1 protein-coding gene is annotated in these 574 nt (G+C 41.6%); it reads left to right on the top strand.

The features are described from left to right. Positions 1-150: 150 nt before the first annotated feature. The coding region (locus B2X72_RS13320) for a hypothetical protein (RefSeq protein ID WP_286849860.1) at positions 151-574 on the top strand (424 nt) is incomplete at its 3' end.

The raw sequence follows: 574 nt of genomic DNA, 5'->3' as shown, positions 1-574 counted from the left end.
TTGTTATGCATACTTATTGAAGGAGGAAGAATAGTTGGAGAGGGATCCTGCCAGGCTGGTCTAGTCTCTTCACTAAAGATGTACCTTTGGCTCTGAAAATGGCGGATTGTCAGGATTAAACCGTAATTTCATCGATCAAATACGTTGAACATGACATTTCTATACCAATATTTTCGTTTTTATGGGGTGCTAGTGGCATTCATATTTTCCTTCAATGTTTCTGCGCAAAAGCAATCAGGGGTGGACAGCAATGCGTTGGCAATTAACTTCGTTGACGGACAACTTCCTGAAGGCAACTATACGGCAGCGGTGTTGGGAATTCCCCGACCGAATGCATCGCAGCTTGCAATTGTTGGGAAGATGAAACAAGCCATGAAAACCAATGAAGATTGGTTTTTCAAAACCATGAAGGAGTTAAAACCGGGAGAGCCTATACCATATCACAAAAATCTAGGTATTAGTGAAGAGGAGTATGCTGCTTTTATGGAGTTCTCGCAATCTATCAAATTAGACAAAATAGGGGCTATGGAGCTCAAGATCATTCGCAAGGACAATAGTATCCATTTCGAGCCTA

Source organism: Sphingobacterium sp. UBA7253 (genome assembly GCF_002472745.1).
GTDB lineage: Bacteria > Bacteroidota > Bacteroidia > Sphingobacteriales > Sphingobacteriaceae > Sphingobacterium > Sphingobacterium siyangense.
This window is presented reverse-complemented; position numbering and strand designations above follow the sequence as displayed.